We start from the raw sequence: 20,026 nt of genomic DNA, 5'->3' as shown, positions 1-20,026 counted from the left end.
GGCCATGGGTCTGAGAAATTATCTGGACAAGCAGGTCGCCCCGCATTTCCACGAGGGCGGCAAGTTTCAGAAATACTATGTGTTTTACGAAATGTTCGACACGATGCTGTATTCGCCGTCGAGCACTACAGGGGCTGCTGCGCACGTTCGGGATGGCATTGATCTCAAGCGGGTGATGATGACCGTGTGGTTCGCCGCGCTGCCTGCACTGCTATTCGGGTTGTACAACGTCGGCTACCAGGCCAACTTGCAAATTACCGAGTTTGGTTTCAGCCCACTGCCGGGCTGGCGTACCGATCTGGTGGCGGCACTGGGAGGCTTTGACTACACCAGCCTGTGGGCCAACGTGTTGCACGGTGCCGTGTATTATATCCCCATCATGATCGTGGTATATCTCGGTGGTTTGCTCTGGGAAGGGCTGTTTGCGTGGAAACGCGGCCACGAGGTCAACGAAGGCTTTTTCGTCACCGGGATCCTGTTCACCCTGATCCTGCCGCCGTCGATTCCCTTGTGGCAAGTATTCCTGGGTATCTCCTTTGGTGTAGTGATCGGCAAGGAGGTATTTGGCGGCACTGGCAAGAACTTCATGAACCCCGCCCTGATCGGCCGAGCGTTTCTGTTTTTCGCCTACCCGGCACAGATTTCAGGGGATGAAGTCTGGGTCGCAGTGGACAACTTCAGCGGCGCCACCCCGTTGTCTTTGGCAGCATCTGGCAATATCGATTTCGACGCTGGCCTGACTGCGCTTGCGACTGCGGGGCAGCAGGTAGACATTAGCTGGATGCACACTTTCGTGGGCGGCATTCAGGGCTCGATTGGTGAAACCTCGACGCTGGCGATTCTGATAGGTGCCGGCATCCTGCTGCTTACGCGGATTGCTTCCTGGCGGATTATGGCCGCCGTGGCGCTGGGTGTCGTCGGTACGAGCTGGATGTTCAATGCTGTTGGCAGTGACACGAACCCGATGTTCGCTATGCCGTGGTACTGGCATATGACGTTGGGCGGCCTGGCGTTCGGGCTGGTGTTCATGGCGACCGACCCGGTATCCGCTGCAATGACAGATGCTGGAAAATGGGTGTTCGGTATCCTGATCGGTTTCATGGTGGTGGTGATCAGGGTGATCAACCCGGCGTTTCCGGAAGGCATGATGCTGGCAATTCTGTTTGGTAACCTGTGCGCACCATTGATCGACTACTTCGTAGTACAGGCAAACATCCGTCGCCGCCAGCGACGCACAGTGGGAGGAGCGGTCTGATGGCGTTTGACAAAGACAGTATAGGCGGCACTCTGGCCGCGGCTCTTGTGCTGTGTATTGTGTGCGGTGTTGTGGTATCGACGGCGGCTGTTGCGCTGCGTCCTCAGCAAGAGGCTAACCGGATACTGGATCGGCAGAGCAACGTGTTGCGAGCTGCTGGCCGCTATAGTCCGGAGATCGATATCGCCGCAGAGTTTGAAAAGATCGAACATCGTTTTGTCGACCTGAGAACCGGGGAAGAGGTGGAAATGCCAGCTGATTATGATCAGCAAGGTGCAGCCAGCGATCCGGAACAGAGCACACTGCTAACACAGTCGGAGGATATTGCGCGTGTACGTCGCGTACCTCATGTGGGCGAAGTCTATCTCGCTCGCGACGAGCAGGGCGAGTTGGAGAGCATTATCTTACCGGTGCATGGTTATGGTCTGTGGTCAACGATGTACGGGTTTCTGTCGCTGGAGGCGGACGCCAATACTATCGCGGGCCTGGTGTTCTACGAACATGGCGAAACTCCTGGTCTGGGTGGTGAAATTGATAATCCTCGCTGGCGCCAGTTGTGGCAGGGCAAGCAGCTGCTGAACGACGAAGGCGAGGTCGCGATCCAGGTAGTGAAAGGTAGTGTAGATGAACGGGCTCCCGGCGCGGAGACTCGCGTTGACGGCCTCTCTGGTGCCACGCTTACCAGTGTGGGCGTCAGTAACATGGTGCGCTTCTGGGTGGGTGAAAACGGTTTTGGCCCGTTTCTTGAGCGTTTGCGTGAAAGCAGCAGCGCGGCACTAGATCAAGGGGTACGGTAATGGCTGAGTACAAAACCAAGGACATTCTGTTTCAACCGATTTTCAACAATAACCCTATCGCTCTGCAGATTTTAGGGATCTGCTCGGCACTGGCAGTGACCACGCAGGTCAGCACGGCGCTGACGATGGCGATTGCCTTGACGACAGTGACCGCGTTTTCCAGCCTGTTTATCAGCATATTGAGAAATCAGATCCCGAACAGTATCCGCATGATCGTCCAGGTCGTGATCATTGCCTCACTGGTAATTCTGGTGGACCAGTTTCTGAGGGCTTTCTCGTATGAGCTTAGCCGCCAGTTATCTGTGTTCATTGGTCTCATCATTACCAACTGTATAGTCATGGGTCGCGCGGAAGCGTTTGCCATGTCTAACCCACCCGTGCCGGCCTTCATCGATGGGGTAGGCAATGGCCTGGGGTATAGCTTGATCCTGGTGATTCTGGGTATCGTGCGGGAGCTGTTTGGGTCAGGGTCTTTGCTCGGCTATCAGGTGTTGCCGGTGATCAGCGCAGGCGGCTGGTATCAGCCCAACGGTATTTTTCTGCTGCCACCATCAGCGTTTTTTCTGATTGGCCTGATTATATGGGGGCTGCGAGCCTGGAAGCCTCAGCAGGTGGAGCAAGATCAGTTCAGTATTGCGCCGAACTCGCGTACCAGCGATCTGTACTGACGGAGGAAGGAAGTGGAGCATTTCTGGAACCGTGCAGTAGGGGGCGAGAATATGACACTGGCCTTGGTCTGCGGGAGGCTTGAGTACAGCGATTCGTCTGACGGTCTGCGCGGTATTGTTACTTTCATTACGGTCGGCCTGATGTCGCTGGGCTTCATGTCGTTCTCTGACGTGCAGCTCTGAGGAGGAATACTCGATGTTCGGTAATGAAATTGTTGTAGGTGTAGCGGTTTTCACCATCATGCTGATCGCGATGGTGCTCGTCATTCTGGCCGCGCGGAGCAAGCTGGTCGCCAGTGGCGACGTTACTATTGAAATTAACGATCAGAAAAAACTGGTGGTGTCTGCTGGCGACAAATTACTTGGAACCTTGGCAGCCAAAGGGATTTTTCTATCATCCGCCTGCGGTGGAGGTGGCACTTGCGCGCAATGCAAGTGTCGAGTAGTAGAGGGTGGCGGTGATATTCTACCGACCGAGGAAACACATTTTACGAAAAGAGAAATCCGCGAAGGGTATCGCCTGTCCTGCCAGACACCCGTAAAGCAGGATATGAAAATTCAGATCCCCGAAGAGATTTTCGGGGTGAAGAAGTGGGAATGCGAAGTCATCTCCAACGATAACGTTGCCACCTTTATCAAGGAGCTGGTGCTGAAACTGCCCGAAGGCGAAGAAGTCGACTTCCGGGCCGGTGGTTACGTGCAGCTGGAATGCCCGCCCTATGACATCAAATTCTCGGATTTCGATATTGCCGAGAAATACCGTGGTGACTGGGAGCGTTTCAAGTTCTTCGACATGCGAGCGAAGAACAACGAAGACGTGGTGCGCGCCTATTCCATGGCGAACTACCCGGAAGAAAAGGGGCTGCTCAAGTTCAACATCCGTATTGCCACGCCACCGCCGGGTGCCAAGGATATTCCGCCAGGCATAATGTCCACCTACGTGTTCAATCTCAAGCCGGGTGACAAGGTGACGGTATTTGGCCCCTTCGGCGATTTTTTTGCCAAGGAGACCGAAGCGGAAATGGTGTTTGTGGGTGGCGGCGCCGGCATGGCCCCAATGCGCTCGCATATTTTCGACCAGCTGAAACGGTTGAACTCCAAACGCAAGATCAGCTTCTGGTATGGCGCACGTTCGGTTCGCGAGACGTTCTACAGCGATGAATACGACAAGCTGGCTGAGGAGAACGAAAACTTCACCTGGCACCTTGCGCTGTCCGATCCGCAACCGGAGGACAACTGGGACGGGCTGACGGGCTTTATCCACCAGGTACTTTACGATAACTACCTGAAGGACCATCCCGCGCCCGAAGACTGTGAATACTACATGTGCGGGCCGCCGATGATGAACGCGGCAGTGATCAAGATGCTTGAAGACCTCGGCGTCGAGAAAGAAAACATCCTGCTGGATGACTTCGGTGGCTGAGGCCATGCGCAGTGCGACAGCTGGAATCAGAACACAGGGCCTTCGGGCCCTGTTTCTGTTGGCTCTGCTGGTGTTGGCAAGTTGCTCGCCCGGGCCGGGCCAGCCGCTGGCGAGCTTTGGCGGCCCGACCATGGGCACCGTATGGCGGGTAACGCTGGGCGCGGTGCCGGAAGGCACTAGCGTGGAGGATCTCCGCGCAGGCGTCGAAGGCGTGCTTGCCGAGGTCAACCGGCAGATGAGCACCTATATTGCGGATTCGGATATCTCCCGCTTCAACCGGGCCGAAGCAGGCAGCTGGCATGTGGTGCCGGAAGGCTTTGCCGAGGTGCTGGAGGCGGCGTTGACACTGGCGGAGCAGAGCGAGGGGGCATTCGACCCCACTGTCGGGCCGTTGGTGAACCTGTGGGGATTCGGGCCTGGTGGGCGACGTGACAGCGAGCCGGAGCAGGCCAGTATCGAGCAGGCGCGTGCTCGTATTGGCTGGCAGCGGCTGACCTGGGATGCAGCGCAACGCTCGTTGCAGCAACCCGGCGCGTTGTATCTGGATTTCTCTGCCATTGCCAAAGGCTATGCGGTTGACAGGGTCGGTGAATACCTGAGCCAACAGGGCGTGGGTGCCTGGCTGGTGGATATCGGGGGCGATTTGCGAACACAAGGCCGCAAGCCGGATGGCAGCGCCTGGCGTATCGCCATTGAAAGGCCGGTCGCGGGGGAGCGCATTATCAACACGGTGGTGGCGTTGCAGGATCTTGCGATGGCCACTTCCGGCGATTACCGCAACTTTTTTGAAAAAAATGGTCTAACCTATTCACACACTATCGACCCGCGAACCGCGCAGCCGGTGGCCCATCACCTTGCCTCGGTGACCGTGTTGCACACCAGCGCCATGCAGGCGGATGGCCTCGCAACGCTGCTTACCGTGCTCGGCCCTGAAGAGGGCATGGCGTTTGCGAGCGAACACCACCTGGCGGTATTCTTCATAGTACGAGCGGACGATGGGTTCCGCGAATTCATGACGGATGAGTTCCGTCTCCATATGGAGCAAGCAAACTGATGTTGATGACCTATGTCGCGGCTTCTGCACTCTTGCTGCTACTGTTTGCCGGTATGGCAATCGGTGTGATCCTGGGCAACAAGCCCATGAAAGGGTCTTGTGGCGGCATGTCGGCGATGGGCCTGACAGAAGAATGTGATCTGTGCGGCCGCAATCCCGCTGACTGTGAAAACGCCGAAATTCCTGCCGAGCAGGCGCAGCGCGCCGCCGCACTGTCTCGCGACGCGAACCGTCGCGCCTGAATTTCCGGCCCCTTGTGGCTGGTTCTGAAAATGCCGGATTCGACCGTTCTGGGGGGCGGCTGATGCTAAGGGCCTTGCGCCGAAGGGATGAACCGGCGGCAGCAAAATCTGCCTTGATCCTGTCGGGGGGCGGCGCGCGTGCTGCCTATCAGGTTGGCGTTCTGTCCGCGATTGCGGAGCTGGTGCCCAGAGGCAGCTGCAATCCGTTTCCGATCATCTGCGGCACCTCCGCCGGCGCCATCAATGCCGCTGCGCTGGCGGCCAATGCGGCCAGTTTTCGTACCGCCGTGCGTGGGCTGGAGCGCGTCTGGTCGAACCTCACCGCCGATCAGGTTTATCGCACGGATCTGTGGGCTTTTGTCCGTTCCGTGTCGCGCTGGCTGCTGCCGGTGTACCTGACCGGAGACACACCCACCAATAGCGCACTGCTGGACAGTGAGCCACTGCGGCGGCTGCTCTCGCTGGTGATCAATTTCGAGCGAATCGGGGCAGCCATCGAGCGTGGCCACCTGGATGCCTTGTCGATCACCGCGTCGTCCTACAGCAATGGTGAATCGGTAGCGTTTTTCCAGGGGCGAGAAGAGCTGCTGGAATGGCAGCGGGCCCGTCGCAAAGGCAAGCGCAGCACCATTTCATTACCACACTTGCTGGCCTCTTCCGCTATCCCGATCCTGTTCCCGGCACAAAAAGTGGAGGGGCATTATTACGGCGATGGCGCGGTGCGCCAGTTGGCGCCAGTGAGCCCGGCGCTGCATCTGGGCGCCAGTCGTGTGCTTGTGATCGGGGTGTCCGGCGATACCAGTGCCGAACATCAGCGGCAGCTGGATCGATATCCCTCCCTGGCGCAAGTGCTCGGGCATGTGCTCAACAGTGTGTTCGTGGATACGCTGGAGGGCGATGTCGAGCGGCTGGAGCGCATCAATGGCACGCTGGCTGCGATTCCGGAGCAGGCACGCCAGCGCGAAGGCGTGACGCTGCGTGAAGTCGAGGTATTGAAGATCTATCCTTCCGAGCCCATCGACGAAATCGCAGCCCAGCATATTCAAAGCTTGCCACGGACGTTGCGGTTTCTGCTGCGGGGGTCGGGTGGCACCAGTTCACCAGGCGCTGCGGCGGTGAGTTATCTGCTGTTCCAGCCGGGGTTTTGCCGCGAACTGATCCAGATGGGCTATCGGGATGCACGGGCGCGGCAGGACGAGCTGCATGATTTCCTGGCGCTGGCTACCGTGTGTGATTAAAACACCCGTGCTTTCTGACGCTGTTCACGGTTGCTGAAATGAGCCGCGAAACTGGTGGGGAAATCAGTGATGATGCTATCCACCCCGAGCGCAGCCAGGCGCTCGGCTTCGCGCAGATCATTCACCGTCCAAACAGATATCTTCAGGCCCCGTTGACGCGCCCGAGCGACCAGTCGGGTATCAACCAGCCCGTAATGGGCAATCAGCCAGTGGCAGCCCAGTGCGGTGCAGCGGCGAATCGGTTGCAAGTAACGATACTGGCACACATAGCCCAGGCTGATCTGCGGCGCCTGTAGCGCCATCATGCGCAGAAAGCCGGTGTGGCTGGATGTGACCACCACCCGGTGATGCAGCTGGCGTTCCTCGATCAGCAGGCGCAGGTTGTGAGCCAGGCGATTCAGATAGACGCGATCATCGCCGCCCTTGACCTCGAACTGAAAGCCGATCGAAGCCGGGCAGGCGTCTACGGCGTCTGCCAGTGTCGGGATGCCCACCGGGCTATGCCAGCCGGGTGTATTACGACGAGCGTCGAGCAGGCCCAGTTCCGCCTGGCTGAATCGACGTGCCTGGCCAGCGTGCCAGGTGGTGCGATCCACACGAGCATCGTGCAATACCACCAGCTGCCCATCGGCGGACATCCGCACATCAAGCTCGATCGCTTTTACGCCTGCCTCAACCGCTACCATGAATCCGGCAATGGTGTTTTCCGGGGCTTCGCCGCGTGCGCCGCGGTGGCCGACCAGGGCGGGGAATGCAGGGTGTTGTGGTGCCATAAAAGTAGTCATCGAGCGCAGTATCAGATGTTTTTGTGACAAACATATGAACGTGAAACCGCCACCGCAAAGGCTTTTATCTGACCAGGATCATCGTCAAGCTCGCGGCACCCTGTTGGCCGATATTGTTACCTGTAACGCCTGCGCTGGCGAGAAAAAAATGCCTGGGTGCCGGTTGGCGTGGCGGCACTTATGGAGCAGTGATCGGCGGGCGGTGTTGGCGGTAGTGGCTGCTGGCAAGCGGCTAGCTGGCTGGTGCTCGTGGCCGGTTTGCCATCCACAGCCGGCTTGCCGGGCTGACAGGGAGTGGCACTCATGGCCGAGGCACGCCCGGCAAGGCGAGGCGGGATGCCAGGGCGGACAAGCAGGCAGCCGTCGGCGAGCGCTGATTACTGCTGACCGTGGAGCAGGGTGAGCCAGCTGCGTTGCCGCGGTGGAATTGCTGCGAGGCATGGTGTCCGCAAATGGCGGCCATGATATCGGTAGCTCGCCTGGTGACGTCAGGCTGCGGTGTTGGATCGAGCTGCGCTTCCAGATCAATGGCACAAGCGTTTTCGTATCCGGCCGACGTTACTGGTGCGCCATTGCTCACGGTGCTGCTTTCAATCCTTGCGGCCCCGGTCGCTGGCTACCGGTCTTTGTCGGGTAAAGGGATTGCTGGTGCGCTTTCAAGCTGCGAATTCAAGTCATGTATGCGTGTATGTATAGGTGTATGAGAGTCAGGCAGGCTTGTCGTGATGTTCACGGGCATACAAATTGCGGGCGGAAGGAAGCGGGATAAAGTTGGCGAGGCTGGCGGCGGCCACTGGCGGAGATCGTCGGTAATGAAGCAAAAAAAAGCCCGCCGGGGGGCGGGTCTGATGCAATGTAGACATCAAATATCAGGAAAAAGTAGCTACGGCAGAATCCAACAGCTATTTGTTCCAACTTGAGCCCAAAAGGCTCAACGTGGGTAAAAAATCAGCGTGATGATGTTTCCTTTTTTTGCTCTTCTTGCGCGCTTCCTCAAGTTATCTCCCGCAGGCTTTTTCTTGCGGATATCTTCGTGCTATCTGTTTGGGCTAGGTGTTCAGGCTAGCTGTGCAGATGCCCCTAAGTTTCCGCAGGGTTTCTGCTGGCTACTGCCGCTTGTCACCTACCGCTTGATTCTGCCGGTGCCGTGATCCAATGCACGCCAGAGTAACGAATCAGTGAACACTTGAAAACAGAAAATAGTGAAAAGCTGTTTTTCGTTATATGCCAAACGATCCTGCCGAGCATGGATAATAAGCAATCAACTCTGATAAATAAATATCACGAAACTGTTTCATCGTGCAGCGTTGCTCCGAGGGAGGCAAGCGCTGGCCGGCGGAATCCGACAGGATGCAATCGTTGTCATTGTGTGATGAAACAGTTGGTGAGGATATTGTCTGTGCGAGGGCAACAACATGGCTGCTCTGCGAGCCAGATTTTCGGCAGAGAGGGAGAAAAAAACGCCTGGGGCAGTTCAGTTCTGATGAATGCGTGATTCGATGAATTCGACAAAGTTGCGTGTTTTGGCGGGCAGGTTTTTCCGGCTGCCATAAATGATATAGAAATCCATGTCCGGCACTGTGTAACCGTCCAGCAACGTGACCAGTTTGCCAGTGCGCAGTTCGTTTTTTACATCCCATTCGCTCTTGATTGCGATGCCGTACCCCGACAACACCCAATTGCGAAGTGTTTCGCTGTTGTCGGTAATCAGGCTGCCGGTGACACGCACCATTTCGCGATGATTCGGCCCACACAATGGCCAGAGATCACGAAAGGAACCGTGAGAGTCGAGGATGAGGCAGTCGTGTTTTTTCAGGTCGGAAGGTTTACGAATCGGCGGGCGGCCTTCAAGATATTCGGGTGAGGCACAAACGAAGCAGCGATTCTTCAATAGTCGCTTTGCGATCATGGTGGAGTCGGAGGGCTGGCCGATGGCGATGGCCACATCAAAACCCTCTCGGATGAAATCAATTTGTTTGTCGCCAAGATAAAGCTGCACTACCAGCTCCGGGTTGTCGCGGGAAAACTCTGCAATCAGCGATGCGATGCGACTTTTGCCAAGGCCAACAGTCGAAGCCACCTTCAGGGTGCCGCGGGCGTTGTCGCCGGCACGGGAGACGGAGGAAGTGGCTTCGTCGAGATCGTCGAGGATCACCAGCAGCTTGTGATATAAAATCTTGCCTTCTTCGGTGAGGCTCATGGCGCGCGAGCTTCTGTTCAGTAGCCGCACCCCGATTTCTTCTTCAAGGCGTGCAAGGCGTTTGCTGATCGAGGCCGGCGATAACCCAAGACGACGCCCAGCGCCGGAGATGGTGCCGGCTTTCACCACACCTACAAAAATACTGAGGTCCGTAATTGAGTTCATTCGACCCTGACCTTTAATTGGAAATGTAGCTTTTACTTATTGTACGTGTTCGTCTGTTCACTGAATTTGATTTCATAGCGCACTTGAACCGCTGCCAGGTAAAAGGCCAGCTCAATCAAGCCATCCGTTTGCGAGAGTGAACATGCTGTTCTCTTGAGTAATTATATAAACAGCCTTTCATCCACTGTATAGAGTTTGGTGCACGACCGTCAGCGACCGGCTGTCAGTAATACCCTTTTGGCACGGCTTTGCCAAGCAGGATCCGACAGCAGAGGGTATGGCATATTGCCATTACGCATTGTTTTTGCACAGGTATTTCTTGGCGTATGTGGAAATTGCACGAACCGGAGTATGTGTGAAACAGGTTTCAAAATAAAGGAAAAGCTGCTTTTCAAAAAATGATGTCAAGTGGTGGCGAAATGCCGCACCAGAGCGCGCTTTCTGAAACTTTGCGTCACGCGCAAGAAATGCTCGGCAAGAGTTTAAGTGAAAATAATGAAAAGCTGCTTTTCATTATTTTCATTAATGATCTCACTGTGACATTACTCAATGGTAATAAATTTCTGCTTGCGGAGGCCCGGCGAAGATTTTAAAGGTAAAAAAATGACGGTTGATGGCAGATGGCCCCCACATAATGACGGCGACCATCGAGGAGGTGGGCCCGGCACAGAGGTTCGGCACCGGGACATTGTTCAGGACTGACGCGCCCGCCGTTTCAGCAGCTGCGTGAATTCCATTACGAGTGTGCGATCCGTCGGGGCAAGATTGCGAAAGTGGCGTTGCATCCTGGCGAGATCGGCGGCCAGAACCTCATCCACCTCCAGAACGCGACTGCCGGCTTCCAGTTCACGGTATATTTCCGAAACCGAAGTGCCCAGAGCACGGGCGAGATTTTGCAGTAGCAGCACTGAGGGCTGCTGCATACCGCGTTCGATTCGAGAGAGATTGCTGGCATCAGTGTCAGCGCGATAGGCAACTTCTTCCAGGGTGTCGCCGCGAGCCTCGCGGCGGCGCTTCAGTGCTTGACCGATATTCATGGAGATCCGCTTGTGTTATCTGGCGTGCATGGATTAGACGCCATGCGTTATTGCTGCATTGGCGGATATAAAATGGCGCAACACTCACAAGGATGCAAGCCTCGAAAGATGGACGGTCAGCGTTGCAAAACGCCATCATCCAACAGGGTAGTCGAGCAAACGGGATGCCACGTTCCTGCGCCGACAGAGTGACGGAGCAGCTCCGGGCACAACCGGGAGGCGGGCTATGGCCGCGCAAGGAAAGGATGCACAGGAAAAGAACCAGCCGCTAGTCTCGTTGCAAGCTGTCATGGCTCGCCTGCAAACCGCAGGGGAGGGTGACACGGTCAGTGTCGGCGACATGTTGCAGGCCATAGGCCCACGATCATTCGGGCCGGTAATGCTGGTGCCGGCACTGATCATTCTGTCACCTGTCAGCGGCATTCCGACGGTGCCGACCTTCGGCGCCATTATCATCACGCTGATCGCGTTGCAGCTGATGATCGGGCGCCACCATGTGTGGCTGCCACAATGGCTGCTGAGAAGAAAACTCAAGCGCCAGACACTGGAGCGCGCGGTGCGCTTTCTTGCACCAGTGGCGCGGGTCGTGGATCGCGTCACACGCCCGCGCCTCGAGCTTTTCACCCGGGCACCTTTTCGGCAACTGATCGCGCTGCTCTGTATTCTCGTGGCGGCGACGATGCCGGTGCTGGAGCCGGTTCCGTTCATGGCCACCAGCGCCGCCGCAATCATTGCCCTTTATGCGCTTGCGCTGGTGGCGCGTGACGGGCTGCTCGCCCTGGGCGCGTTATTGATGACGGGCTCGGCGCTCGCTGTCTGGCTGATTTGACAAGGCTTCAATCGCGATAGCGCTTGAGCAGATCGCCGTAGGCATCCACACGGCGGTCGCGAAGATACGGCCAGATTCGCCGCACCGCTTCGCTGCGCTTCATGTCGATGTCTGCTACCAGCGCCAGCTCGCTGTCGGCATCTGCGTGGGCGAGAAACTCCCCTTGGGGGCCGGCAATAAAACTGTTGCCCCAGAACTGCACGCCATCATCGCTGCCGTCTGGTGCTGCTTCGTAACCGGTTCGGTTGGCGACGATCACCGGCACACCATTGGCGATGGCATGGGCGCGCTGCACCGTGATCCAGGCGTCACGCTGGCGCTCTTTCTCGGCGTCGTCATCGTTCAGATCCCAGCCGATGGCAGTGGGATAGAGCAAAATCTCTGCGCCTGCCAGCGCCATCAGGCGGGCAGCTTCCGGGTACCACTGGTCCCAGCAAATCAGCAGGCCGAGTTTGCCAACAGATGTCTGAATGGGGGAAAACCCGCTACGGCCATCATTGAAGTCGGCGTCGCCCGGCGTGAAATAGAATTTTTCGTAAAATCCCGGATCATCGGGAATATGCATCTTGCGGTAGGTGCCGGCGAGGCTGCCGTCGCGCTCCATCACCACGGCAGTGTTGTGGTACAGACCGGTGGCGCGTTTTTCAAAAAGACTGCCCACCAGCACGATGCCCAGCTCACGGGCCAGCGCACCAAGACGCTCTGTGGACGGGCCGGGAATTGTCTCGGCCAGATCAAAGCAGTGAGTGTCTTCGCGCTGGCAGAAGTACAGGCTGCGATGCAGCTCCTGCAACATGACCAGCTCCGCCCCCTGGGCTGCGGCGTCACGCACCAGAGCTTCAGAGCGTGCCATGTTGGCTGCCAGATCATCACTGTTGGCTTGCTGAATTACGGCAACACGCATGAGACTTCTCCGAAAGAAATGTGAATTTTGCGCCCGCTTCAGCGGACACCTTCTGGCAGTTGCATGGTGACACAGTGCAGGCTGCCATGTTGCGCGATCAATGCGCGGCAATCGATACCGATCACGTTGTGACGCGGGAATACACTTGCCAAGCGGCGCAGCGCTTCGTCATCGGTTTCGCAGCGATATGTCGGCACCAGCACGGCGCCGTTGATGATCAGAAAATTGGCATAGGTGGCTGGCATGCGCTCGCCATCGTCGTCGAACAATGGCGGTGTCATCGGCAGCGGCACCAGTTGCAGGTTTTCGTGCGCGGCCAGAGTCTTGAGTTCCTGCTCCATGGCGTGCAGCGCCGGGTAGTGGCTGTCGGTGCGGTCGGTACATTGCACATAGGCGATGGTGTCGGCATCGCAGAAGCGGGCGAGGGTGTCGATGTGCGCATCGGTATCATCGCCTTCCAGGTGGCCGTGTGACAGCCACCAGATATTGTGCACGCCAAGCGCTGCGCGCAATTGCTGTTCGATACTTGCCTGGCCCAGGTGCGGGTTGCGATTCGGATTCAGCAGGCACTGGCGAGTGGTCAGCAGGTTGCCGCGGCCGTCGGTATCAATGGCGCCGCCTTCCAGAATCAGATCCACGGCCTGAAGCGGGGCACGCCAGTCGAGCCGGGCATTGACGGCATCATCGGCGTCGGCGGCGAATTTTTCGCCCCAGCCATTGAAACGAAAATCAAGCAGCACCAGTTCGCCATCCTCCACAGGCGCGGTAGTGCCGCCTGGCCCGGCCTCGGTGTGGGCGACGGTAATAGGCCCGAAATCCCGCGCCCAGGTATCGTTATAAGGCACCGCCCGCATATGCAGGCCCGACACATCGGCACCTTGCTCTGTCAGGAGCGCCCGGATGTGCGTTTCATGAGCGCTATCGCGGCACAGCACCAGCAGCTGCTCGTGCGCCAGGACTGCCGAGGCGAGGGCGACGTATGTGCGCTCGGCCGCATCCAGAATCGGAGCCCAGTCGGTGCCGTCGTGCGGCCAGGCGATCATCACCCCCCATTGAGGGTGCCATTCGGGAAGCAGGTGCGGGCGCATACAGATATTGCCTCGTTCAGCGGGTGGGCGAGCAGGCGGCAAGGATAAGGCAAGCGCGGCGCTTGGCAAGTACCTGTGGCCAAGCGCACGCGCTATTGCTCCGCGCCGGAGCATAAATGTGGCCCCTGTGGCGGCGGTTCAAGCGAGGCGGTGGGCCGCGCAAGTATCTGTGAGGTATCAACCGGCGGCGAGCGTGTCAGCCAAAGCTGACAAATTTGTCAGCGAAAGCGGAAAAAGCTGTCAGTCAAACAGGACAAAATCAGGCAGGATCCGAGCTCAGACACAACAAAAAACGTTCAGACGCGGCAGAGGATGCGTGCAGATTAAAGAGTGTCGGACGAGAAGCGCGGGGGCAAAGATCGGAGGAGGAGCGCAGGAAGCGGAACGTAGAATGGAACGTATACAAGGAGTGCCCGGCGGCTGCCGGGCACTCCGGTTCAGCATGGGTTACCACTGCATCCGGTAACCGCCTTGCCCGGAGGCGGCTTCCGGGGTCGGCTTGTCCGGCTCGGTGGCGCCATCTGCGGACGCAGCAGCGTCGCGGGTACCTGCCGGGGTGACGCTGTCCACCGGCGCGTCATCAAGGATGATACGGCCGGTGACGGGATCAAAGCGGAAACGCGGCGGTGCCTCTTCGGGCTCTTCTGCTGCCGGCGCGCTCTGCTCTGCGGTAGCGGGTGCAACTGGCTCGGCTTCGGGGGTGGTTTCTGCTGTCGCCGGTGCTGTTTCAGGCTCGGCGGGGGCCGGTGCGGCGGCAGGGTGTTCTGCGGCGCTGGCTTGAACCGGGCTTGCTTGCGCGAGGCTGGCCGGAGCGGGGCCGGCGGTCTCTGTGCTGTTCGTAACAGGCGCGCTATTCACTTCATCCACCTCGGTGATCTGGCCGGTGGCGGGGTTGAAGCGGAATGCGGGGCGTGTGGCGGCAGGTTCGGCTTCGTGCGTAACGCCGCTCTCGATCACCGGAGCGCTAATGGCGGCCGGCGCGTGATGCGATACGGCATGCAGCGTGTAGTGCCCTTCAAAGTAGACAGTGAAATCCGCATACACCCAGCGTTCGATGGGCGGCTGCCCCACGGGAGGGCGAGTGTCCTCTGGCGCGCCGAACTGCTGCTCGACAGCCTGCTGCGACATGCCGCGCTGCGGCAGCAGCTGGGCATGGCTGGTGTTGATGAGTGCGGCTATGGCAAGCGGCAGGCAAAGCGTGACCGCCACCGGGCGCAGCAGGGCCGTCACCAGGCGGTGGCTTATTGTTATTGGCATCCCCGTTCCCCCCCCCATGGGAGCTGTAAAGTCTTGTGATATTAGAAAGTTAGCTGGTGCTATTCAATCACTATGGCAGCAGTGCTGTCACGACCATGATCACACAATTGCATGAGTGGCAGGCGGCTGAGATGGCGCTGGCGCCGGCTGTCGCTTTAATGCTTAAATGCGCGCCATGCTCAGACCTTTCTCCCTCTTTATTGGCGTGCGTTATACCGGTGCCCGGGCACGCAACAGTTTTATCTCCGTCATCACGCTGATCTCGGCGCTGGGCCTGATGCTCGGCGTGGCCGTGCTGATCACGGTGTTGTCGGTGATGAACGGCTTCGAGCGTGAGCTGCAGACGCGCATCCTCGGCATGGTGACGCATTTGTCCGTGCACGGCCGGGAGCCTGTTCAGGATTGGCAGGCGCTGGCCGAGCGGGTGATGGAGGAGCCGGGGGTGATGGCGGCTGCGCCTTTTGTCGAGCTGCAAGGCATGTTGACTCACAAAGGCGTGGTGGCCGGGCTGATGGTCAACGGTATTGATCCGGCGGCCGAGCAGGATGTTTCCATCGTTGGCGATTTCATGTGGGAAGGTGAGCTGGATAGCCTGGCGGCAGGCGAATACGGCATGGTGCTGGGTTATGGTCTGGCGCGTCAGCTGGGTGTGGAGGTCGGCGACAAGGTCGTGCTGGTGTTGCCCGAGGCCAGCCTGTCGCCGGCCGGGGTCACGCCGCGCTTTCGTCGTTTCACCATAACCGGCGTGTTTCGGGTGCGGGCCGAGGTGGATTCGCTGCTTGCTTATGTACATGTGGAGGATGCCGCCCGCATGGCCCGGCAGCCGGGCACCGTGCAAGGCGTCAGGCTGCGGCTGGACGATCTGTTTGCCGCCCCGCGTCTGGGCTGGTCGATGCAGCATTCGCTGGGCAGGGATTATTACACCGCCGACTGGACACGCAGCCATGGCAATCTGTTCCAGGCGATTCGCATGGAAAAGACCATGATGACGCTGCTGTTGTCTTTCATTGTCGCAGTGGCGGCTTTCAATATCATTTCCAGCCAGGTGATGCTGGTGACTGAAAAGCGCGCCAATATCGCCGTGCTGCGCACGCTGGGGGCCTCGCCGGGGATGATCATGAGGATTTTCATGGTGCAGGGGACGCTGATCGGCTTCGCTGGCACGGCGCTGGGCATCCTGCTGGGCATTCTCATGGCGACCAACGTATCGGCGTTGGGTCAGTGGATAGAAACCACCTTCAATGCGCACATGTTCGATGCCTATTTTGTCAATTACCTGCCATCGGAGTTGCAGTGGCGCGATGTCGGGATCATCGCCGGCATCGCTATGCTGATCAGCTTCTCGGCGACGCTGTATCCCTCCTGGCGTGCCAGCAAAGTCGAGCCGGCCGAGGCGTTGCGGTATGAGTAGCGCCAGGCCGGTCATCCAGGCGCAGGGCCTGGTCAAACGCTATGCCGAGGGCGCTGGCGATGTGCTGGTGTTGAAGGGGATCGAGCTGCAACTGATGCCGGGCGATACGCTGTCCATTGTCGGCACCTCCGGCTCCGGCAAATCCACGCTGTTGAACCTGCTTGGCGGGCTGGATCGGCCCAGCGAGGGGCAGGTGGTGGTGGCTGGCCATGATCTGGCGCAGCTGTCGGAGTCCCAGCGGGGCACGTTGCGCAATCGACGCATGGGGTTCATTTATCAGTTCCACCATCTGCTGCCGGAATTCACGGCGGTGGAGAATGTGGCTATGCCGTTGCTGATTCGCGGCATGGCGCCGGCGGCGGCGCGGCAGCAGTCCCGCGATATGCTGGCGGCGGTAGGTCTGGGCCATCGGCTACAGCACAAGCCGGCGGCGCTGAGCGGCGGCGAGCGGCAGCGGGTGGCCATTGCCAGGGCGCTGGTGACGCAACCGGCGCTGGTGCTTGCCGATGAGCCGACCGGCAATCTGGATGAGCGCACGGCAGCGCAGGTGCAGGATCTGATGCTGCAGCTGAATCAACAGCTTGGCATTGCGCTATTGATTGTCACCCACGACACCAGCTTTGCCAGGCGCTGCCGCCAGCAGCTGGAGTTGCACGATGGGCGGTTGCAGCCACTAACGGCCCCGGCGGCGCCTACTCCTGCCCCTGACTCGCACGCCTGAGCTGACGGCGCTGTTCCCAGCGCCGCACCACGGCCAGACGCCACAGCAGGCGTGTCGCCAACATCCCTAGCAGGCCGAAGACTGCTCCGCAGGCCAGCGAGCCGACCCACAAGGGCAGCATCTGCTCCAGCAGCCAGGCAAAGCTGACGGCATCCGGCGGCGCCACCGGCATATCCAGCAAGCGTGCGCCGACGCGATAGCAGAAGTAGAACACCGGCACATAGGTGAAAGGATTTGTGGTCCAGACGACGACAATGGTCAGCGGCAGATTACATTTCAGCCATACCGCCAGCAACAGCGCCGGCAGCATCTGAAACGGCATCGGCAGCAGCGCGCAAAACACTCCGACAAAAACCGCCACGGAGAGCGAGCGGCGGTTGAGGTGCCATAACCCCGGTTCCCCGAGCAACGTGGCAAACGCTCCTAGCGAGCGTGTCTGGCGCACGCGCTCGGAAGAAGGCAGGTATTTCTTGAAGATCCGTCTTGGCATCGAGGGTGTCCGCTGAGCTGAGTGGGCGCATTATGCAGCGTTATGGCCGTGATGCCAGCTTCTGCTGCTCGGGCGGCGCTCGTCGTCGGATGATAGCGTGATGCCGCCGTACACGCTTTTGTTATTGTGCCATGCTCCCGCGTGTCACGGACGACGGGAGCGGAGCAATGGTCTGGTGGGTGGGTGGTTTACTGTGGGCGGTGTTCACCGCGCCGTTGGCCGTTGCCGGGCTCGGCGTGCCGATGCTATGGGCCGGGTTGCTGGCCGCAGGATTCGCGCTGGCTGGCGTGAGGCTGCGGTGGCGGCTGCTGAAAATAGCATGTTGGGTGGTAGCCGGGGCGCTCTGGGGCGATGCGGCGGTGCAACAGGGTCTGGCCGGCTGGCTGCCGCCGGAGCAGGTGGGAGAAACCCTGCTACTGGTCGGGCAAGTGGCAGACCTGCCGGTCACGGTGCCGCAATGGCAAGACCGGCAGCGGCTGGATTTCGTGCTGGCGGGAGCCAGCTCGTCGCAATGGCCGGGCCGGCACCGCGTGCGGTTGCGCTGGTATGACCCGGAGGTGGCGCTGCGGCCAGGTGACCGGGTGGCGGTGCGAGCGCGGTTGTTGCCGCCCCGGGGCTGGGTCAACGAGGGCACGCAAGATCGCTCGCGGCTGGATCTTGCCCGTGGTGTTGATGCCAGCGGTTCAGTGGCAGAGCTGGCGTTGCTGGCGCCGGCGGCGGGCGGGATCGGCGTCTACCGTGACCGGCTCGGGCAACAGCTGGCGGAGCGTCTGGGCGCACATCGGCCCGGCGCACGAGTAATACCCGCGCTGGTCAGCGCTGATCGGCGCCATCTGTCTCGGGATGACTGGACGTTGCTGCAAGTCAGCGGGACAGCGCACCTGATGGCGATCTCCGGCCTGCATATCAGCCTGGTGGCGGGCCTGGTGTGGTGGCTGGCACGGGGCCTGCTGACGCCATGGTCGGCGAACTGGCGCAACACACCTGCACAGTGGGCGGTCTGGCCGGCTCTGGCAGCAGCGGCCGGGTACGCCGCGCTGGCCGGCTTTGCACTGCCGACATTGCGCGCATTGGTGATGTTGCTGGTGGCGCTGGTGGCAGTGTGGGCGCGCTGGCGATTGAGCGGTCGGGCCGGGCTGCTGCTGGCAGCGATAGTGGTGCTGGCGCCTGATCCGCTGGCGGCACTGGATAACAGCTTCTGGCTTTCTTTTTCTGCCGTCGCACTACTGATATGGCTCGCCTGGTCTGGTGCGCGCCCCGGTTTGCTGAGGATGGAGTTGCTGCTCTCGTTGGGGTTGGGGGCGCTCACCGGCTGGTTGTTCACGCACTGGGGGCTGGCGTCGCCGCTGGCTAATCTGGTGATGGTGCCGCTGTTTTCGCTGGCGGTGATTCCTCTTGCACTGCTGGGCAGCCTGGTGCCGGGGCTGGGATGGTTACTGGACGTTGCCGCCTGGCTGGTGCAAGGGTGCTGGTATGCGCTGGATTGGCTGGTGGCGCATGATCCGCTGTTGCCGCCTCCGGCGTCACTGCTGGCGATGGCGCTGGTGCTACTGGCCTGCATCACCGTTGCCATGACGCGGCCACCTTGGCCCCGGTGGCTGGCGTTGCTGCTGTTGCTGCCCTGGCTGTGGCCCGCTGACGTCACATTGGCACAAGGAGATTTCGATCTGATTGTGTTTGATGTGGGGCAGGGGCAGGCCACTGCCATCCGTACGGCGTCTCATCTGGTGCTTTATGATCTCGGGCCGGGTTGGCCGGGGGGCGATGCCGGTGGCCTGGTGCTGCGCCCCTGGCTGGTACGCCAGCGGCGGCCTGTTACGCTGGCGTTTGTCAGCCATGCGGATCTGGATCATGCCGGTGGCCTGGCAGGCGTCCGTGAGTTGCTGCCGGAGGAGGCGCTGTATAGCGGTGATCCCGGCGCCTTGCCGGGCACCCGAGCGTGTTTGCGCGGGCAACAATGGCAGCTGGACGAGGTGGTGTTCGAGGTGCTCTGGCCGCCACCGGCCATGCCGTTGCGCCAACGCAACAATACCAGTTGCGTGTTGCGAATCAGCGGCGCGGGCGGCACGGTGCTGCTGACCGGAGACATTACTCGCCTGGTGGAATACTGGCTGGTGGCACAGGATTTTCGGGACCCGGCGCCGTTGACCATCTTGCAAGTGCCACATCACGGCAGCCGCACCAGCTCGTCCTATCCGCTGCTGCGTGCACTCCAGCCGGAGTGGGCTATTGCGACAGCGGGCTATGCCAATCGCTTCGGGCACCCGGCGGAAATCATCCGGGCACGCTACGCGGAACTGGGCATCCCGCTGCTGATCAGTTATGAGACAGGCATGATTGTATTCAGCCTGCATGGCTCCCATAATCCGGCGCCAATATTGTGGCGTGAACGATATCCACGGCCCTGGCGGCCGGCGGCTTCTTCAGTCATGGCGGGCCGCCACAGCGAATGATGATTTTGC

General features: G+C 59.6%; 18 protein-coding genes and 1 pseudogene. 12 read left to right on the top strand and 7 right to left on the bottom strand.

All coding sequences use genetic code 11. The features are described 5' to 3' along the window. Nucleotides 1-4 precede the first annotated feature (4 nt). The 8 genes and pseudogenes from MU846_RS02155 (at nt 5) to MU846_RS02120 (ending at nt 6,677) form a co-directional block, all read left to right on the top strand. Nucleotides 5-1,255: an NADH:ubiquinone reductase (Na(+)-transporting) subunit B gene (locus MU846_RS02155; protein WP_246947773.1), complete on the top strand. Its 1,251-nt coding sequence runs from the start codon at nt 5-7 to the stop codon at nt 1,253-1,255. After that, nucleotides 1,255-2,052, top strand: a complete 798-nt coding sequence (locus tag MU846_RS02150; RefSeq protein ID WP_246947771.1) for a Na(+)-translocating NADH-quinone reductase subunit C — start codon at nt 1,255-1,257, stop codon at nt 2,050-2,052. Before MU846_RS02155 ends, MU846_RS02150 begins: the two co-directional genes overlap by 1 nt. After that, the gene (locus tag MU846_RS02145) at nt 2,052-2,720 is read left to right on the top strand and encodes an NADH:ubiquinone reductase (Na(+)-transporting) subunit D (protein ID WP_246947769.1); all 669 of its coding nucleotides are present in this window, start codon (nt 2,052-2,054) and stop codon (nt 2,718-2,720) included. Before MU846_RS02150 ends, MU846_RS02145 begins: the two co-directional genes overlap by 1 nt. 78 nt (nt 2,721-2,798) lie before the next feature. Further along, nucleotides 2,799-2,903 (top strand): annotated as a pseudogene (locus MU846_RS02140) (NADH:ubiquinone reductase (Na(+)-transporting) subunit E); the annotation flags it as partial. 13 nt (nt 2,904-2,916) lie between these two features. Then, nucleotides 2,917-4,143 (top strand): NADH:ubiquinone reductase (Na(+)-transporting) subunit F, encoded by a 1,227-nt coding sequence (nqrF, locus tag MU846_RS02135; protein WP_246947763.1) that lies wholly within the window; start codon nt 2,917-2,919, stop codon nt 4,141-4,143. 130 nt (nt 4,144-4,273) lie between these two features. Continuing rightward, on the top strand, nt 4,274-5,197 hold the full coding sequence (locus tag MU846_RS02130) for an FAD:protein FMN transferase (protein ID WP_246947757.1): 924 nt from the start codon (nt 4,274-4,276) through the stop codon (nt 5,195-5,197). Then, nucleotides 5,197-5,439 carry a (Na+)-NQR maturation NqrM gene (gene nqrM / locus MU846_RS02125; protein WP_246947755.1) on the top strand — a complete coding sequence of 81 codons (243 nt, stop codon included), beginning with the start codon at nt 5,197-5,199 and terminating at the stop codon, nt 5,437-5,439. Before MU846_RS02130 ends, nqrM begins: the two co-directional genes overlap by 1 nt. 62 nt (nt 5,440-5,501) lie before the next feature. Then, nucleotides 5,502-6,677, top strand: coding sequence for a patatin-like phospholipase family protein (locus tag MU846_RS02120; protein ID WP_246947752.1), 1,176 nt, complete (start codon nt 5,502-5,504; stop codon nt 6,675-6,677). Here the strand turns inward: MU846_RS02120 and MU846_RS02115 are convergent. The 3 genes from MU846_RS02115 to MU846_RS02105 all read right to left on the bottom strand — a co-directional run bounded on the left by MU846_RS02115 (nt 6,674) and on the right by MU846_RS02105 (nt 10,864). Then, nucleotides 6,674-7,450, bottom strand: coding sequence for a glycerophosphodiester phosphodiesterase (locus MU846_RS02115; protein WP_246947750.1), 777 nt, complete (start codon nt 7,448-7,450; stop codon nt 6,674-6,676). The two genes, MU846_RS02120 and MU846_RS02115, sit on opposite strands and share 4 nt — an antisense overlap. Before the next feature lie 1,486 nt (nt 7,451-8,936). Next, a complete protein-coding gene (locus MU846_RS02110; RefSeq protein WP_246947748.1) occupies nt 8,937-9,827 on the bottom strand; it encodes a LysR family transcriptional regulator in 891 nt (296 codons plus the stop codon). A gap of 692 nt (nt 9,828-10,519) precedes the next feature. Further along, nucleotides 10,520-10,864, bottom strand: coding sequence for a helix-turn-helix domain-containing protein (locus MU846_RS02105; RefSeq protein WP_246947745.1), 345 nt, complete (start codon nt 10,862-10,864; stop codon nt 10,520-10,522). A gap of 226 nt (nt 10,865-11,090) precedes the next feature. On the opposite strand from MU846_RS02105, the gene MU846_RS02100 reads away from it, so the two are divergent. Continuing rightward, nucleotides 11,091-11,693, top strand: coding sequence for an exopolysaccharide biosynthesis protein (locus tag MU846_RS02100; protein ID WP_246947743.1), 603 nt, complete (start codon nt 11,091-11,093; stop codon nt 11,691-11,693). 7 nt (nt 11,694-11,700) lie between these two features. On the opposite strand, the gene MU846_RS02095 is transcribed toward MU846_RS02100, so the two are convergent. The 3 genes from MU846_RS02095 to MU846_RS02085 all read right to left on the bottom strand — a co-directional run bounded on the left by MU846_RS02095 (nt 11,701) and on the right by MU846_RS02085 (nt 14,942). Further along, nucleotides 11,701-12,597 (bottom strand): carbon-nitrogen hydrolase, encoded by an 897-nt coding sequence (locus tag MU846_RS02095; protein WP_246947741.1) that lies wholly within the window; start codon nt 12,595-12,597, stop codon nt 11,701-11,703. Nucleotides 12,598-12,635: 38 nt separating this feature from the next. Then, nucleotides 12,636-13,685, bottom strand: a complete 1,050-nt coding sequence (locus tag MU846_RS02090) for an agmatine deiminase family protein (protein WP_246947740.1) — start codon at nt 13,683-13,685, stop codon at nt 12,636-12,638. Between the two features lie 447 nt (nt 13,686-14,132). Next, the gene (locus tag MU846_RS02085) at nt 14,133-14,942 is read right to left on the bottom strand and encodes a hypothetical protein (RefSeq protein ID WP_246947738.1); all 810 of its coding nucleotides are present in this window, start codon (nt 14,940-14,942) and stop codon (nt 14,133-14,135) included. Nucleotides 14,943-15,117: 175 nt separating this feature from the next. Here MU846_RS02085 and MU846_RS02080 point away from each other — a divergent pair, with 175 nt between their 5' ends. After that, nucleotides 15,118-16,353, top strand: coding sequence for a lipoprotein-releasing ABC transporter permease subunit (locus tag MU846_RS02080; RefSeq protein ID WP_246947736.1), 1,236 nt, complete (start codon nt 15,118-15,120; stop codon nt 16,351-16,353). Beyond that, nucleotides 16,346-17,074, top strand: coding sequence for a lipoprotein-releasing ABC transporter ATP-binding protein LolD (lolD, locus tag MU846_RS02075; protein ID WP_246947734.1), 729 nt, complete (start codon nt 16,346-16,348; stop codon nt 17,072-17,074). Before MU846_RS02080 ends, lolD begins: the two co-directional genes overlap by 8 nt. On the opposite strand, the gene MU846_RS02070 is transcribed toward lolD, so the two are convergent. After that, complete coding sequence (locus MU846_RS02070) at nt 17,046-17,564, bottom strand: DUF2062 domain-containing protein (protein ID WP_246947732.1); 519 nt, start codon at nt 17,562-17,564, stop codon at nt 17,046-17,048. The two genes, lolD and MU846_RS02070, sit on opposite strands and share 29 nt — an antisense overlap. Nucleotides 17,565-17,731: 167 nt before the next feature. On the opposite strand from MU846_RS02070, the gene MU846_RS02065 reads away from it, so the two are divergent. Then, the gene (locus MU846_RS02065) at nt 17,732-20,017 is read left to right on the top strand and encodes a DNA internalization-related competence protein ComEC/Rec2 (RefSeq protein WP_246947729.1); all 2,286 of its coding nucleotides are present in this window, start codon (nt 17,732-17,734) and stop codon (nt 20,015-20,017) included. The last annotated feature ends 9 nt before the right edge of the window (nt 20,018-20,026 follow it).

The organism is Alcanivorax quisquiliarum, assembly GCF_023051175.1.
Taxonomy (GTDB): Bacteria; Pseudomonadota; Gammaproteobacteria; order Pseudomonadales; family Alcanivoracaceae; genus Isoalcanivorax; species Isoalcanivorax quisquiliarum.
This window is presented reverse-complemented; position numbering and strand designations above follow the sequence as displayed.

What these genes read in the sequence shown, in the direction of transcription:
- MU846_RS02150 (WP_246947771.1), top strand. Translation starts at nt 1,255, where the DNA reads ATGGCGTTTGACAAAGACAGTATAGGCGGCACTCTGGCCGCGGCTCTT.
- MU846_RS02115 (WP_246947750.1), bottom strand. Translation starts at nt 7,450, where the DNA reads ATGGCACCACAACACCCTGCATTCCCCGCCCTGGTCGGCCACCGCGGC.
- MU846_RS02130 (WP_246947757.1), top strand. Translation starts at nt 4,274, where the DNA reads ATGGGCACCGTATGGCGGGTAACGCTGGGCGCGGTGCCGGAAGGCACT.
- MU846_RS02100 (WP_246947743.1), top strand. Translation starts at nt 11,091, where the DNA reads ATGGCCGCGCAAGGAAAGGATGCACAGGAAAAGAACCAGCCGCTAGTC.
- MU846_RS02080 (WP_246947736.1), top strand. Translation starts at nt 15,118, where the DNA reads ATGCTCAGACCTTTCTCCCTCTTTATTGGCGTGCGTTATACCGGTGCC.
- MU846_RS02145 (WP_246947769.1), top strand. Translation starts at nt 2,052, where the DNA reads ATGGCTGAGTACAAAACCAAGGACATTCTGTTTCAACCGATTTTCAAC.
- MU846_RS02085 (WP_246947738.1), bottom strand. Translation starts at nt 14,942, where the DNA reads ATGCCAATAACAATAAGCCACCGCCTGGTGACGGCCCTGCTGCGCCCG.
- MU846_RS02120 (WP_246947752.1), top strand. Translation starts at nt 5,502, where the DNA reads ATGCTAAGGGCCTTGCGCCGAAGGGATGAACCGGCGGCAGCAAAATCT.
- MU846_RS02110 (WP_246947748.1), bottom strand. Translation starts at nt 9,827, where the DNA reads ATGAACTCAATTACGGACCTCAGTATTTTTGTAGGTGTGGTGAAAGCC.
- MU846_RS02105 (WP_246947745.1), bottom strand. Translation starts at nt 10,864, where the DNA reads ATGAATATCGGTCAAGCACTGAAGCGCCGCCGCGAGGCTCGCGGCGAC.
- MU846_RS02095 (WP_246947741.1), bottom strand. Translation starts at nt 12,597, where the DNA reads ATGCGTGTTGCCGTAATTCAGCAAGCCAACAGTGATGATCTGGCAGCC.
- nqrF (WP_246947763.1), top strand. Translation starts at nt 2,917, where the DNA reads ATGTTCGGTAATGAAATTGTTGTAGGTGTAGCGGTTTTCACCATCATG.
- MU846_RS02155 (WP_246947773.1), top strand. Translation starts at nt 5, where the DNA reads ATGGGTCTGAGAAATTATCTGGACAAGCAGGTCGCCCCGCATTTCCAC.
- MU846_RS02065 (WP_246947729.1), top strand. Translation starts at nt 17,732, where the DNA reads ATGGTCTGGTGGGTGGGTGGTTTACTGTGGGCGGTGTTCACCGCGCCG.
- MU846_RS02090 (WP_246947740.1), bottom strand. Translation starts at nt 13,685, where the DNA reads ATGCGCCCGCACCTGCTTCCCGAATGGCACCCTCAATGGGGGGTGATG.
- MU846_RS02070 (WP_246947732.1), bottom strand. Translation starts at nt 17,564, where the DNA reads ATGCCAAGACGGATCTTCAAGAAATACCTGCCTTCTTCCGAGCGCGTG.
- nqrM (WP_246947755.1), top strand. Translation starts at nt 5,197, where the DNA reads ATGTTGATGACCTATGTCGCGGCTTCTGCACTCTTGCTGCTACTGTTT.
- lolD (WP_246947734.1), top strand. Translation starts at nt 16,346, where the DNA reads ATGAGTAGCGCCAGGCCGGTCATCCAGGCGCAGGGCCTGGTCAAACGC.